The organism is Clostridium saccharoperbutylacetonicum N1-4(HMT), from assembly GCF_000340885.1.
Taxonomy (GTDB): domain Bacteria; phylum Bacillota; class Clostridia; order Clostridiales; family Clostridiaceae; genus Clostridium; species Clostridium saccharoperbutylacetonicum.
In genome coordinates, this window is record NC_020291.1 from 3997953 (window position 1) to 4013495 (window position 15543).

At 29.1% G+C, this 15543-nt stretch carries 18 protein-coding genes; 2 read left to right on the forward strand and 16 right to left on the reverse strand.

Going from position 1 to position 15543, the window contains the following annotated elements; genetic code table 11:
- Positions 1-134: 134 nt before the first annotated feature.
- Positions 135-788: a class I SAM-dependent methyltransferase gene (locus tag CSPA_RS17955; protein ID WP_144053537.1), complete on the reverse strand. Its 654-nt coding sequence runs from the start codon at positions 786-788 to the stop codon at positions 135-137.
- 313 nt (positions 789-1101) lie between these two features.
- On the opposite strand from CSPA_RS17955, the gene CSPA_RS17960 reads away from it, so the two are divergent.
- The gene (locus tag CSPA_RS17960) at positions 1102-1470 is read left to right on the forward strand and encodes an ArsR/SmtB family transcription factor (protein WP_015392374.1); all 369 of its coding nucleotides are present in this window, start codon (positions 1102-1104) and stop codon (positions 1468-1470) included.
- Between the two features lie 139 nt (positions 1471-1609).
- Here the strand turns inward: CSPA_RS17960 and CSPA_RS17965 are convergent, their stop codons facing one another.
- The 7 genes from CSPA_RS17965 to CSPA_RS17990 form a co-directional block, all read right to left on the reverse strand.
- The gene (locus CSPA_RS17965; protein ID WP_015393776.1) at positions 1610-1921 is read right to left on the reverse strand and encodes a hypothetical protein; all 312 of its coding nucleotides are present in this window, start codon (positions 1919-1921) and stop codon (positions 1610-1612) included.
- A gap of 151 nt (positions 1922-2072) precedes the next feature.
- Positions 2073-2207 carry a hypothetical protein gene (locus CSPA_RS30800; protein ID WP_278046214.1) on the reverse strand — a complete coding sequence of 45 codons (135 nt, stop codon included), beginning with the start codon at positions 2205-2207 and terminating at the stop codon, positions 2073-2075.
- Positions 2208-2240: 33 nt separating this feature from the next.
- Positions 2241-2489, reverse strand: coding sequence for a hypothetical protein (locus CSPA_RS17970; protein ID WP_015393777.1), 249 nt, complete (start codon positions 2487-2489; stop codon positions 2241-2243).
- Between the two features lie 95 nt (positions 2490-2584).
- Positions 2585-2869 carry a hypothetical protein gene (locus tag CSPA_RS17975; protein ID WP_015393778.1) on the reverse strand — a complete coding sequence of 95 codons (285 nt, stop codon included), beginning with the start codon at positions 2867-2869 and terminating at the stop codon, positions 2585-2587.
- A gap of 159 nt (positions 2870-3028) precedes the next feature.
- Positions 3029-3436, reverse strand: a complete 408-nt coding sequence (locus tag CSPA_RS17980) for a GNAT family N-acetyltransferase (protein ID WP_015393779.1) — start codon at positions 3434-3436, stop codon at positions 3029-3031.
- Between the two features lie 183 nt (positions 3437-3619).
- Positions 3620-4540: an alpha/beta hydrolase fold domain-containing protein gene (locus CSPA_RS17985; protein WP_241393385.1), complete on the reverse strand. Its 921-nt coding sequence runs from the start codon at positions 4538-4540 to the stop codon at positions 3620-3622.
- Between the two features lie 355 nt (positions 4541-4895).
- The gene (locus CSPA_RS17990) at positions 4896-5126 is read right to left on the reverse strand and encodes a hypothetical protein (protein ID WP_241393384.1); all 231 of its coding nucleotides are present in this window, start codon (positions 5124-5126) and stop codon (positions 4896-4898) included.
- Positions 5127-5509: 383 nt separating this feature from the next.
- Here CSPA_RS17990 and CSPA_RS17995 point away from each other — a divergent pair, with 383 nt between their 5' ends.
- Positions 5510-7177, forward strand: coding sequence for a M4 family metallopeptidase (locus tag CSPA_RS17995; RefSeq protein ID WP_015393782.1), 1668 nt, complete (start codon positions 5510-5512; stop codon positions 7175-7177).
- Positions 7178-7670: 493 nt separating this feature from the next.
- Here the strand turns inward: CSPA_RS17995 and CSPA_RS31020 are convergent, their stop codons facing one another.
- From CSPA_RS31020 to CSPA_RS18030, 8 genes are all read right to left on the reverse strand, one after another.
- Positions 7671-8063, reverse strand: coding sequence for a lysozyme (locus CSPA_RS31020; RefSeq protein WP_081603993.1), 393 nt, complete (start codon positions 8061-8063; stop codon positions 7671-7673).
- A gap of 164 nt (positions 8064-8227) precedes the next feature.
- Positions 8228-8689, reverse strand: coding sequence for a GNAT family N-acetyltransferase (locus tag CSPA_RS18000; RefSeq protein WP_015393783.1), 462 nt, complete (start codon positions 8687-8689; stop codon positions 8228-8230).
- Between the two features lie 310 nt (positions 8690-8999).
- Positions 9000-9503 (reverse strand): YbhB/YbcL family Raf kinase inhibitor-like protein, encoded by a 504-nt coding sequence (locus CSPA_RS18005; RefSeq protein ID WP_015393784.1) that lies wholly within the window; start codon positions 9501-9503, stop codon positions 9000-9002.
- Positions 9504-9587: 84 nt separating this feature from the next.
- Positions 9588-9953 carry a winged helix-turn-helix transcriptional regulator gene (locus tag CSPA_RS18010; protein ID WP_015393785.1) on the reverse strand — a complete coding sequence of 122 codons (366 nt, stop codon included), beginning with the start codon at positions 9951-9953 and terminating at the stop codon, positions 9588-9590.
- A 306-nt stretch (positions 9954-10259) separates the two neighbouring features.
- Positions 10260-11654 (reverse strand): hypothetical protein, encoded by a 1395-nt coding sequence (locus tag CSPA_RS18015; protein WP_015393786.1) that lies wholly within the window; start codon positions 11652-11654, stop codon positions 10260-10262.
- A 1008-nt stretch (positions 11655-12662) separates the two neighbouring features.
- The gene (locus CSPA_RS18020) at positions 12663-14135 is read right to left on the reverse strand and encodes a M20 family peptidase (protein WP_015393788.1); all 1473 of its coding nucleotides are present in this window, start codon (positions 14133-14135) and stop codon (positions 12663-12665) included.
- A 13-nt stretch (positions 14136-14148) separates the two neighbouring features.
- Positions 14149-14847, reverse strand: a complete 699-nt coding sequence (locus CSPA_RS18025; protein WP_015393789.1) for an aspartate/glutamate racemase family protein — start codon at positions 14845-14847, stop codon at positions 14149-14151.
- Positions 14847-15530 carry a hypothetical protein gene (locus tag CSPA_RS18030; RefSeq protein ID WP_015393790.1) on the reverse strand — a complete coding sequence of 228 codons (684 nt, stop codon included), beginning with the start codon at positions 15528-15530 and terminating at the stop codon, positions 14847-14849. The genes CSPA_RS18025 and CSPA_RS18030 overlap by 1 nt, the downstream gene beginning before the upstream one ends.
- Positions 15531-15543 lie beyond the last annotated feature (13 nt).

Consider the following 15543-nt stretch of genomic DNA (forward strand, 5'->3'; position numbering starts at 1 on the left):
ATAATGCACTATAAATCAAAAATGGTACTACTATTTTGTGGCTGTTATGACGTAAAATAGTTATTATGAGTTTATCCCTTGCATTTTGCAAAAATCACAAATAGTTTTGAGGCGTTTAGTATCAAATATAAGCTTTACTTTTTGGCCGCCTTTACAATCCTGCGGAGTGAACCGTCATAAGAAGTACGAAAAAACTCCACTGTTAACCCTTCCATTGCGAAAATTTCACCATATTCTTTTGTGTGTGATTTATCGGTAATAATCACTATTCCATTCGGTTTCAATACTCTCGCTATTTCCTGGCAGGCTTTCTTTCGTCCATCTTTGGTAGGGATGTTGTGAATACAAAGATTGGAAAGAACCACGTCAAATGTATCATTGGGAAAGGACATACTTCGCACATCCTCATTTCTTACTTCAACTTTTTCAAGGACCCCCTCAAGTTCGGCATTTCGCATGGTATTTTGATAAGTATTGTTGTGCATATCTTCCGGATTCCAAATATCAATGCCTATACTCTTTCCCAGAGTCAATTTTTTGGCAGCACCAATCATTAGAAGTCTCCGTCCAGTACCTATATCAAGGACTTTTTCATTTCCTTTCCAATCAATCATGGAAATCATCTTGTCCCTACGGTGTAGTTTGCCGAGTTTAATGTAATAAAGATTTGAACCGCAAACAAGAACCATTAACAAACCACAAAGCATAAGAACAAAGGCCACAATTTTCAGGCTGAGGCCGGGAAAAGTGATTAAAGCAACTCCCCCACCAAAACAAACTACTCCCACAAAATAAACAATGGTGATGACGAAAGGCGAACCATCAAAACCATAATTCGGTTTGGATTTCAGTATGCATAAAAAACTTCTATTTCTTGAATAATGCAGTTTTACAATTTGCTATTTATTTTTAGTGATTTATAATAAAAGAATATTGTCTCCTAAATATAATAATATAGATAGTATCGCTCACCTCAATGATGCCATATACTATCTCTATAATAATTTATTGTCGTTTTTTTTCATTATGCATATATTGTTATATAACAGTTGTATATGTGCACACATATACAACTAATTAAATTAAAGGAGTTTTTTTATTATGTTTAATGAAGTTGAAAAAATAGATAACTGTAATTGCATAGCAATCCACCATGAAATAGTTGATGAAGTAAGAAAAGATATGCTTGAAGAAAATATATTATCTGATTTAGCCGATTTGTTTAATATATTTGGTGATACAACAAGGATAAAAATACTGCATGTACTTTCAAAATCTGAAATGTGTGTATGTGATATTTCTTCACTAATAAATATGAATCGTTCTTCAGTATCTCATCAATTAAAAACACTAAGACAAGCTAAATTAGTTAAATATCGAAAAGAAGGTACAATAGTATATTATTCTTTATCTAATGATCATGTCAAACAAGTGTTTAATCAGGGATTAATCCATCTTATTGAAGATTAATAATTTATTATTTAGAGGTGGCTTTATGACCATTTCCTGTATAACTGCCTCTATTTTTATGTAAATAAAAAAGCAGTAGTGGATTGTTCCTACTGCTCTTCATTTTATCTTTTATGAATATTGAGAATAAACTAATATGTTATTTATCTTCCCTGAGTGTTATAAACCTTATATATTCTTGTTCAACATTATCAAAACATGGTAATCTTTCAAATTCAAAATACCTATAAAAGTCCTCGAATTCTCTTGCGGTCGCCTCAAATTCTACCCAATAAATATTGTTACTCTCAAACAACCCGATATGTCCAAAACCATCATTTGAATGTAAATTAATATGGATTTGGTGAGCATGAGTAGATTCAATAATTTCATCCATAATCAAACCCTGTTCTTTCCATAATTCTTTTTTACTATTAATCCAATTTTTGAAATTACCAAATATTATATCCATAACAAATACCCCATCTAAAAATAAATTTACATTCGTAATAATTTACTGTTGCGAATCAAATAATAACAGATATAGCTATTGACAAATTTGAATTTGCTATATGCTAATCTATTAATAAATCTTTCTCACTTTCAAATAACTCCATTGTTTTTTAATAAATATACCTATCCCCATTAGGTAAATATTCTTCAAAATCATTAACAAATTCTAATACTGCAGATGTAGTCGCTTTCTTTTTCCCAATATCAATAAGTATTTTTAATATAGTTGGCATATGTACAAACACAGCACACATATTCGAATATTCAAAATCATCTGATCAATCAATTTTTACATGTTGTAATATTTCTTCAACATTGATTTCTATCCAATCATTCGGAATCTGCCATAATAATCCTCGGCATGAAATCACCCAAATATCATTAGTTGTAACAAAACAGCTTTCCCATAAATACGCAGTCAGTAGAATCGCTTTCTCGTATGGGATACTTTTTATATTATTCAATTTCTTGATACTTCCAGGATAAATATCTTCCAAATCTTTTTTTATTTTATCATGAATCCACATAAACCCCACCCTAACATTAAATACATAAACTTTTGTTTTTCTCCCTACAAATTTCTATTTTTATACCTTTTAAGAAAATTATGTCATATCATGATTTAATTTTTATGCATATAAAAGTTAACTAAATCATATCTAAGCTTATCAAATAAAGCGTCGCCTAAAGAAATTGGATACCAATCCCCATCCCAAAACACATTTTTCACTGCTTCATCATAATTACTCGCATATTCAATTACATAAGAACTATATCGCTCTATGTAAGTTATTTTATAGTAACATTCAGCATATGAATAAAGCCCAATTCCGTTTATAAATGTCTTTTCAAAGCCCATTTCTCCCAATAAGGCATATATTTTTTCTCTAATAATTTCTTTATCCATCTCATTAACCTTTCTATATATAGAAGTTTTATTATGTTCAATAGTTAAACCTTCTTCAAAAATCTAAGGTTTATTACTTTAAAAACTAATTTGCAATAATTTACAATAATGTAGCAAATACAAAATCTTTATTTCTATACATCTTAAGAAAAATGTGAATCATATGCCTTTGGTAAAAATTATCTCTAAAGGTTCGTCATCTAATAGTAAACTGCCAGAATCCTTATATCCCAACTTTCTATAAAAATGCTGAGCTTGCTCATTTGACAATGTCGATGTCATAACCAATTCATATCCTATACTCTTCATTTCATTTTCCCAAAATCCAACTAATTTTTTCCCCATTCCTTTATTTCTATAGTTTTCATTTAAATATAGCATGTTCATAAAAGGAGTGTTGTCCCAAAAATAATTATATCTTAACCAACCAATAACCTTGTTATCCTGATCTTTTGCTATAATAATTTCTTTTTCTTTGAGTTTATTTTTTATTAATTGTTTTGGTAAATGTCTATCATTATCAAGTATAAATTGAAAGTCTAATTCACTTGCATATTCAAATTTCATTAATAACACTCTCATTTCTTATATTTTTTTAACTCATCAATAATTCATCATATATTACTTTAGTGAAAAACTTTTAATTTGGCTATGGTTGATAATATATATTTTTAAGACTTCACTACAAACTGGAATTTATTAGGATGACATTTCTTCAAAAATATTATTTGTTTTTGATTTGTTTGTGATCTATATAATATGTTTCTTTATAAACTCATCAACGATACTCAAGGATTCGTCGCAGTTAAACCCGAAAAATCCGTGGTTTGAGTTAATTAACTTTACAAACTCTACCTCTTTATTAAGCTCCTTTAACTTTGCATACAAGCGGCAGGACTGATTAAAATGTACATATGCATCACTTCCCCCATGCATTATAAGAATAGGTGGTGTTGACTTTTCCTTACTAAGGTATCTCCCAGGATTTGTTTTTTCAGCTATCTCCCTGTTCTCAGAAATTCTAAGTCCACCAATCAACATTCCCTCAGGAGAGTCTGGGGCATCATGCTCACCGATACTAGGGTAACAAGCCATTTCATAAATTTCTGTAGGTCCATACCAGTCTACAATACATTTTGGATTTACTTCTTGCTCCTTATAATCCTCTGTTATGGGGTAGTCGTTGCATGTAATTCCACACATCAAGGCGGTATGTCCACCACTAGAATCTCCCCAGAAAATCATGTTCTCAGTATCTACAAAATATTTTTCACTGTTCATTTTCATGAATTTATATGCAGTTTTAGCATCCTCTATTTGTGCTGGAAAAATAGCCTCGTCACTTGGGCGGTACTCTACAATTGCCACAACATAGCCCTTCTCAGCCATTCTAATTAGCTTATTAAGACTTGCGTATAGTGATTGTTTATGCCATGCAGATCCTTGAATATAAATAATCGTAGGACATTTCTCTCTTTCACCCTCCTTGCCCTTTTTCGGAATTAGTATTTGTAAGCTTAAGTCCTTGCCCTTTCTGTTAATGTATGTAACATTGGGCAAAAAGTCTATACCATAGCCATAAGTGTCCTTTAACTTTACTATTTTTACTCCTTGCGGCAACTCATCTGTTTCAGGAAATTCATGTATTGGAATATCTAATTTTGGTATCATCGTATGCTCGCTCATTTTTACACCTCGCTTAAATAATTTTTAGTTTAAACTGTCCAACAAATTCCAATTTAAATTTAGTATACAAATAACGGATAATCATGTATACACCAAATTTATCCTCTCTTTTGATTTCGCTAAATTATATCATCACGCATTAATTATAACATATTCTGTAAACATGCTATTTAAAATTTTGCACAAAAATAAGCAGTAGTTAATTGCTCCTGGCTACTGCTCTACAAACTCTCACAATAATTATAAATTGTTTGTTTTTTTGCAGAAATTATAGGTAATTAAAAAGGGCGGCATGGAGATTAATTCCTCTTTGCTGCCCTAAAAATATAAATATTTAATTCTAATGTAACCATGCCCCATTTTCATCAACTTTATAGCCATCTGGTGTAACTGTACTAACATATAATGCTCCACTAGCAAATATGGCACTTGTTAAACAAGCTAAGCTAATTGAAAAAACATCTGATTTTAGCGTATATATATCCAGTTCAAAAATAACACATTTTCTCAAATTAACATTTTTTCTCAAATTTATTACTTGAAGTGGCATTATATTATTCCAAATGCTCATTTACAATTTATAGTTTAAATATTATATTATACAAAACAAGTTAATCAACATATTATTTCAAATACTTATTTACATTTTATGGTTTTAGTGTTATATTATATAAAACAATCCAATTAACATAATTTTAACAAGGATAACTAAAATTTGTTAAATATTAATTGAATACATCCGACTGGAAAACCAGAGGGTATGCACTATTATTAGGTGTATGTCCTTTTTTTAATAAATGTATTTAGCTAAAACCTCAATTACATTTATATACAATTAAATAAATTTTCAAAATCAATGCATAGCATTAAAATCCATTACTTACTTTATAAATCGCGGTAATAATTGCATCTTGCAATCATTATATAAAAAATATTTTATTAGGAGGTATTCTCATGAGTAAAAAAATTATTTCTCTATTACTAAGTTTTGGTTTAATCCTAACCTTCCCATCTGTTTCAGCTTCAGCCGCTGACGTTGCAAATTCTCCGCAAAATTCCGAAGCTCAAATCTTACAAAAGTTTAAGGGCTTAACTGGAAATAATCTTAAGTACAATATCGACTCATCTGAAGGAAAGTTCTTTATTTCAGGAACTTTATCTTCAGAAAAAATTACAAGTACTGAAGCTGCACTCAATTTTATTGATGAAAACAAAGCACTCTTTAAATTAGACAATGTAAAAGATAAACTGAAAGTTGAGAAATCCGAAAAGGATTCATTAGGATTTACACATGTTAAAATTGGACAATATATTGCTGGTATACCTGTAAAAGACAAATTTGTTACTATCCATTATAATAAAAATGGACAAGTAACTAACATTACTGGACAAGTAGAAAGCAAAATCGAAAATATTTCACAGCTAGGAACTAAATCTCTTAATGCAGCAGATGCTGTAGAAATAGCCAAAAAAGAATTTTCATATAAAGAATTAGCTTATGAACCTACAGTTGAAACCATAGCTTACATTAAAGATGGACAAGCTTATAAAACCTATAAAGTTAATATTAAATTTTACGAACCTTCTATAACAAACTATGATGTATATGTTGAGGCTTCTTCAGGAACAATCTTAAAGAAAGAAGATAGAATTAGATATGATGGTGCTACAACAGGTACAGGCACTGCTGTTGACGGAACAACTAAAAATATCAACATTTACTTATCTTCAGGCAAATATCAATTGAAAGATACTTCAAAAGCTTCTTCTAAAAGTCAAATATTAACTTATACTGCAAATAATAAACAAACAGAGCCTGGAACCTTAATCACTAATACTACTAGTACTTTTAATACTGAAACTTTAAAAGCTGCTGTTAGTGCTCATTACTACGGTGGAGTTGTATATGATTTTTACAAGAATTTATTTGGAAGAACTAGTCTTGATAACAAAGGCATGAATTTAACATCCACAGTTCACTATGCTAATAAGTATAATAATGCATTCTGGGATGGCTCTCAAATGGTCTATGGAGATGGTGATGGAACTACCTTTACTTATTTAAGTGGAGACCTTGATGTTGTTGGGCATGAAATGACTCATGGAGTTACAGAACGAACTGCTGACTTAAATTATGAAGATCAATCTGGTGCACTTAATGAATCTATCTCAGATGTGTTTGGAGTTCTTATTGAAACTTATGATAAATATAATGTTAAAAATGGTGGCACATGGAAATTTGATCCTTCTGACTGGGTTGTTGGCGATAAAGTGTATACACCTAAAATAGCAGGAGATGCTCTTAGAAGTTTAGCTAATCCAACACTATATGACCAACCAGATAATATGAGTAACTATGTAAATACTTCCTCAGATGATGGCGGAGTTCACACCAATTCAGGTATTCCTAACAAAGCTGCTTATTTAGTAGCTAAATCCATAGGAAATGAGAAGACTGCCAAAATATATTATAGAGCATTAACCGAGTATATGTATCCAACTACTGATTTTTCTGGAGCTAAAGATGCTTTAGCTCAAGCTGCTACTGATTTGTATGGTTCAAATAGTAGTGAAGTTAACTCAATAGATAGTGCATTTGCAGTTGTAGGAATTGATAGTTAAAAAGTAACAGAAATTTCATTTATATAGTACTTCTGCTGCTTTTAATATTGGAGGTAGAGACAATTTAAAAATTCTGTAAATTTGATTCTTAATCTATATAAAAAAGTGCTCCATTTTATATGTTAAGTATTATTTATATAAACTATAAAATATATAAAATGGGACACTAATTTTTATTTATTGATATTTAAATATAAAATTAAATTAAGTATTTACATAAATTATACTAGTCTTGCAAAATGGACTGGTGGGGTAGCTACGGATACTGACTTTTTATTTTAGATAAAAAAATATAGCTTATAATTTTATATTAAAGTAACAATAATCATTGCTAAGAACTTATTTTAACATATATACTATGAATTATTTTTATTTAAGTACATTTACAAATACAACTTTTCAGACAAAAAATAAAGGTAGACTAAGCATTTCTACTCAATCTACCTTGTATTAGCTAATTTTTGTGCAATTCAGCCACATGCATTATATCATATTATATATTTACTGTGTAATCTGCATTTAAAAATAATGCTGCTTCACTATTTCTTCTTTTTAATAATCCAGTACTAGTCACTCCATTTGCTTTTGACCACGTCTGTAAATTAGCTACAATTGTAGCTGTATCTCTTACACCAGAGATAACGTTCTTCCAGAATGTAGAGGCTAATAATGCACCAGTTCCGCAGTTATATGCAAAACTTATACAAGCATCTAATTCGTTTTGTGTTAATGTAACATTTGCATTAACTAAAGCAGACTTAATTCTTTCAGCACAATTTTCAGCTTCATCCTTAAGCCATTCTATAGCTTGTTCTTTTGTACAAGTTGAAGCTAAACCATTTGGAAAAGCTTCTGGAGTTACTGCGTATGTAGTTCCATAACCAATTGTCCACCATAATTATTTACAATAATGTAGTAAATACAAAATCTTTATTTCTACACATCTTATGAAGATTACAAATTACCTGAACGATAAATAGGAATTTGTAAAAACAACTTTGGTAACATGCTATAAATTAGTTTTTGAATTTCTTATAAATGCCTAATCTATTAGAATCTCTTTATAAATATTTGCTCTATACTTCCATTATGATATTTTTCATCAATTTTAACAAATCCATATTTTTCATAAAGCCCTATTTCTCCACTTACAATATATATTTCATTAAAACCAATTTCTTTAGCATAATTAATTGAAAATCTAATTAATTCTTCACTTAATCGTTCTCCTCTATGAAATTCATCAACAAACACATATCCAATGTATGGAGCATATTGGATATCTTGAATACTATCTTTTTTAGTAAAAGTGCAAAATCCAACTATATTTTGATTTTCAGCAACAACAATAACTCTTTCCCAATCAACGAATTTATTTTTTATCATTTTTTGTGCAAGAGATTTTCCAGCTCTCCACGAACATTTTTTAGCAAAATCAATTACTTTATTCCAAAGCTCTTCCTCATTAGTAATAATTTTAAATTCGTATGTTGTTATTTCTTTCAATGGCATTATCACCTCACAGCATTACTTTTAATATAAATTCTATACATAAATATATTTAAGTTAATACACAAATTATAATTTATCTATGTCTTTTTTTATAATCTTTAATTTGCCATAATTTACTATTATACATTAATTAAGAATTGTGAATTACATAAACAATAAACCTGCTAATAAAAATCAAGTATTTCTTTTATTATAAAAGAAATAAGTGTAGATAGTTAAGTGATATTTCACTTAATGTCTACACTTATATAGTACGAAATTGGAATTTGTCTGTAACTTTTCGAATGTTTATTTTGATTTTTTTATAAGACTACTTTTCATAAGTTCCTTTCAATGTATATTGTCCTAAAGTATGTCCTTCTATTTCATGATATAGATCATTTAATAAAAAACCTTTTTCTAGATTCAATATTTTATCTAAAGCAAAAACATGAATCTCATAAACATGTGCTTTATCTGGTGGCATCATACCACCATAATAGCAAGAAAGTTCTCTTGATTGTTGATTTCCTTGTAAGCTAGTCCAACTATTTGTACCCTGTATAAAATCATCTGCTGTCTGACTCTCATTTTCTTTCAATTCATTACGTCTAATATTTGCAGCAAGCCAATGTATCCATGCAAAACCTCCTGTTACTGGATAAGCATCTTTATCTTCTAATACTATTGCAAATGAAACAGTATTGGCAGGAGCATTTTCTATTTTTAATGGAAGGGAAAAAGTAGGAATTCCATTTTCATTAAAATATTCTCCACGACTGCCATATTGATCTTGAATCATTCCTTTTATAATACCTGTACTTGTTATTACCATTGTAATTACCTCCAACACTCTTATTTATAGGCAAATTATAGCAAAGAGCATCTATAACGTAAATTACCAACTTTTTTGTGGGTATTACTCTGAAATAACTTCCTTTTCAATTAATACTTTTTCCATACCATGTTCTTTTAAATAGCCAATTCCAATGCATTGCATAATTTTTAGAGCATTGACTATTTGCATTCCCATCCCTATTGTTAATGAATATTCTACACGAAGAGGATATCCATCAAATGATTTCTTTTCTACAAATCCATATTCAATCAATTCTTTCAATTGCTCTAGTAGCATTTTTTGATTAATTCCATCAATATCTCTTTCTAATCTAGCCAATGATGTAGCGCCTAGGCGCAATCGCCATAATATAATAGATTTCCATTTTCCCTTAATCATATCGTGTACTAATTCTAATGGACAAGTATATTCTTCTCTTATTTTCATTATATCTCCTAAAAACAAATTATAATTTATCTATTAGTATTATAGCATATTTTGTCAAAACCTCCTTATTAAACTTTCAAAGAACTCTTAATACATGTATCTTTACTCTTGTCCCAAAGCCTTTCTCCATCATTCACAAACAATTAAATCTTTGAATACTAAAATACCTTTTTCACACCCACAAAGTATATTTTATTCTCAATCATAGATTAAATATAAAAATAAAAGTTACACAATATATAATAAATTACGTTATATATTATGTAACTTTATTAATGTAATAATTTTTATTAGAGATTGTACAAATTAGTTATACATAGAATAAGCAAAATGATATAATGAATTTACATTTGTAGAAATCTCGCCATTACCAGCTACCATAAAAAATGGTATTATATCATAATAATGTGTACTTATTCTATTATCGAATGAGTATTCTCCAACAGCTGGCCCTAGGTGTATTGAAATCGAAAAATTTCCATTAGCATCAGTCATGCCAGTTTGGTTACATGGTTTATTATTTAAACGTACTACTGTTCCTGCTGCAATTGGTTGATTTGCAACTGGAATACCAGCTTTATTATAAGCAGTTCCTTGGACAGTCATCTCATAATATACTCTCCATTTCTTTCCATATCCATAATCCATATAACCACCATTTGCATTAGTAGAAATATTAGTTATTGTTGCTCGAGTTATATTGGAATCTATTGGAACCTTTTTTTCAAACTTAAGCTTATAAGTGGCATCTGGATCCGCACCTGATAAACTTAACACCCTTGTATAATAAATTCCTTTAGGAAATGTTTTGGCTAGTGAATTATTATTTTTTAAAGTAGCTATTAAAGAACGGTTTTCATCATATAATTTAACCTCATAATCTCCTTTACTTGATGAATTTTGGAATGATAAAATACCATTCGTATCTTCATTTAATTGAAGTTTACTCCAATCTTCATCAAACTCATTATCTATCGTATCCTCTATAGATAATGAATTAGCATATTCTTTTGCTTGAAATATGTTATCATCAGGTTCATTTGAACCATATTTATCCGAAGACATTACTGCAAGTTGAAATTGATTTTTATCATCAAAACCTTTTACTGAATTTATTCCAATAAAGTAGATCCCTTTTTGGCCAATTGTACTTAAATGTTCGTTTGCACTACCTGAATATAATGAGTCTGCAACCAAATCTAAATCGTTAGTCTGCTCATTGTATTTAAATAAATACAAGTCATAGTCAATGTTAGTACTGTTTGGTGCCTGCATAATTACTGTAAGCTTTTGAATAAATGAATTATTAAAAGCATACCATCTTTCTGCCCCTTCACTTGTTATGGAATCACCATAAATAGATCCAATGTCTATGGTGTAAGCATTATTTGGACTATCATTAATAGTAACAGCTGAACCAGTTGTAGTCTGATTGTCTGCTGCAAGGAAATTTGATTTTGATTTTACATTTTCTTTTACATTTTTTAAAGAATTTTCATTAAATTTAATTTCTGGCTTACCTAATTTCAATTTTGTCTTAAACATATCTGAGTTTGAAGCTTTAGATGATAGTTCAGTAGACTTGTCCTCTAATTTGACATTATTTACGTGTTTAACAATAGTATTGTCCCTTGCAAAGACAGGACTACAAGTTAACATCATGCTCATCCCGATAATTGTAGCAATAATTCTGTTTTTCACAAAAACCACCCCTTTTATATTTTTTTACAACAATTCTAAAAAAGTATTTTTTTAATATACTTTTTTCCTAATTGCTTACATTTTTTATTTTACCATATTTGTATTTTTTTTCAATATGTTACTTTTTATATATTTTTGTATATTTTGATATAATGATATTTTTATTGTGTACTTTATGAAATTAATTTTATCGATTACTCTTTGTATTTAATTTGTTATGATATTCTAAAACTACTGGAACTCAACACAAGATATATTCCTATTGTAATATTGTTTAGCTCTAAGCTATCTCTAAATTCCAGGATTCTTCCATCATTTTCTACAATTATGTAGCAACATTAAAAGATACCTACATTTCTGCAAGTACCTTTTATAAACTTTATATTTAATTATCTTTTCAAAAAATCAATTTATGCTATTACAGTTGCAGGTATTTTAATTGTTACTGTTCCTCCAGAAGGAAGAGAAGTACAAGCTGTATACTCTTTTATCCATTTTTCATCATTACATTTATTTATATATATACAAGCTTAGTTATAGCAATACAGCTTGTACTTCTCCTTGATCACATGGCCTACCGGCAGCAAGGAATAAATATATGAGGAGCACTGCGTGCTCCTTGTGGCTGCACCACTCCAAATATACTCATTTGTACATTATTCCAATTTATAATTACCTATAGCTATATACTCTTATTACTATATTCATTTATTATTCTTACACTATATATAGTTAGTATTTCTATATACGCATTTTCTAAAGGACAACTTTCTTTAAATAACAAGGCAATAGCTTGAAGCAGCGCTTTAAGGTGTTGCGTATTGTTTCTTTCTAGTGATTGAGTTTAAGAGTAAAGTTTTAGCAGAAAACATTAACTAATTTATGTGAAACTTCTTCTATTTTCTTTTCATTTATATATTCATCAATATTAAAAGCATATGTTTTAACCATTTAATACCTCTTTAAGTAATTAAATATTGAATTAAAATTTCATCTTATTTTACCAAATCATTTTAATCCCTTTACTAGTTGGTAATAATATTGAATCATATCTATATATCCTTTCTTACTAATTCTCTCATTCACCCCATGCAATCTATTTAAATCCTCTTTTTCGAGAACTACTGGAGTAAATCTAAAAATCTCATCACAAATATTTTGATAATATCTAGAATCAGTACACCCAACAACCAAATAAGGTGAAACCAAGGTATCTGGGAAAATAGTATTAACTACCTGTTCAACTTCCTTATATTCATCTGAATTACTATTAGATGCCTTTGAAGGATTCCAAGATGAACCTACTATATCGACCTTAACATTTTCATTTTTTAAATATTCTTCAACTTTTTCTCTTACACTATCGACAGTTTCCCCTGGGAATATTCTAAAATTAATGATTGCCTCACATGTTTGCGGAATTACGTTATCCTTTACTCCTCCTGAAATAATTGTTGGTGCAATTGTAGTTCTTATAATTGCATTTGAAGATGGTGAATTAGACAACATATTTAATATTATAGGTTTAAATAACCATTGATTACTAATTGCTAATCTAGATATAAAAGGCATCTTAGGTTCTACATTATTTAAAAACTCTTTTGTAGGCCCATCAATTTTAGCATCAAAAGGGGAATCCTTTAATTTATCTAATGCAGATGCTATATCATTAATAGCCATCTCCTTATCAGGCATTGAAGAATGCCCACCCTTTCCTTGTGCTGTTAGTTTCAAACTTACATATCCTTTTTCTTCAATGCCAACTAAAGCCACTGGTAAATCTACTTTAGGAACTACCCCTTTTACAATATATCCACCTTCATCTAATACCATATCAACTTTAACGCCTTGTTCTTTTAATTTTTCTGCAATAACTTTATTACCTTCATTTCCTCCTAATTCTTCATCATGTCCAATTGCAATATAAATTGTTTTTTTAGGAACATAGCCTTCTTTTACAAGTTGATCAATAGACTCCAATATTCCTATAAGTTGACCTTTTATATCTAACGTTCCTCTACCATATATATAATCATCAGTAACTTGTCCTGAAAACATAGGATAATCCCAGTCTGATTCTGAACCTGTTTCTCCTCCAACTACATCCATATGTGCCATAAGAACTATAGCATCATCATCCTCTTGTCCTTGCCATTTATAAAGCAAACTATACTTATTAATAACTTGCTTTTCTAGACTTCTTGTTAAGTTTGGAAAGGATTTATCAATAAAACTATGCATTTGTAAAAAGGCATTTGTATCTACTTTAGAATTATCATAATCGTAGACTGTCTTATATTTTATAGCCTCAGACAAATCAGAAATTGCCTTATCCTCATCAATTTGTGCATTTTGCCTTTCCAGAGATGTTGCTTTTGTTTCGTATTTTGGAACAAACATAAATGTTCTTACTAATAATATTGCTACTAGTAGTAATATTCCACTAAATGCTATACACAAACCTTTCCTACACTTTTTCATAATTTTTTTCCTTTCATTTTAAATTAATTATATTTGATAATATGCTATTTACATGTATCTCCATAGTATCATAAACATTTAGTGACAACTCTACGTCTTTAAGTAACAAGGGCAATTCTGTGCATCCTAATATTATCCCTTCTACTTTTTCTCTTTCCTTTAATTCTTTAATTATTTGAATAAATTTTTGTTTTGTGTCATCTTTAATTATTCCATATTCTAACTCTTTAGTTATTTTATCATTTATAAAATTACGAATTGTTTCTTCTGGAATTACTATTTTGATTCCATTATCTCTAAAAGGTTTTTTTAAGAAATCAGCATCCATAGTAAACGAAGTTCCTAATAATCCAACAACCTTTAACTTATCTTCCTCTACTTTTTTATAAGTTTCTTCCACAATACTAATAAGTGGAATAGGTGATTTTTCTTTTAATTCTTCAAAAACTATATGTGGTGTATTTGCTGCAAGAACTGCAAAATCTGCACCACTAGCAGCAACATTTTTAATTGCATTTAATAAGAGCTCAGTTAAAGCTTCAAAATCTTTTGTTTTACATAATTCTAGCATCTCAAATATATTAATGCTTTCAATTACCATATTAGGGAAATAGTCTTTAGGATGCTTTTTTTGATAGCCATAAACTATTTTATTGTAATATTCTATTGTAGATTCAGGCCCCATGCCTCCTACAATTCCAACTTTTTTCATTACCTCACCTCATTATTTATATTCTTTATATGTTTGTATATCAGAAATGCCCAAATTGGAAACAGAATAACTAAACATGAACTACCTGTTGTTAAAATTCTTGTTCTAATAAAATAACCCAATAAAGCAACTGCATATCCTAGCGATATAATAACACTTAATGTAGTAATAGCTTTATTAAATAATTTATATCTAATACTATAGATAGCTAAAGTAATAAACCATAATGAAGAAAATCCATAAGACATAATAAATTTATCAAATTCCATTGTGCCTAAAGCCACAATCGTTTCTTTAGTCCCAGCAGAACTATTCAAATAAGCATTGGTTACATTAGGCATATAGTATAATCTAGATATATATGTTAACCCCATTAACATATATCCAATAATCGCTAAAGTTGAAATCCAAGTAAATATTGGACTTTCTTCTAATTTATGGTTAACTTTTTTAAAAAATAATAATACTCCTATCATAAACATTGCTTGAATAAACATGAATATCCAAAAACCAAAGTAAGGTACTAAATTCTGATTAAAAGATTCAAAATAACTTTCACTAAAAATAATTAGTTTTTGTGCATAAGGAACATTAACATATGAAATTCCAGCTAGAACTAAAAATAATGCACTTAGTAAACTAAACTTCCCCACTGTTAATTGTTCTTTTTTAATATTACTCATTATAAATCGCCCC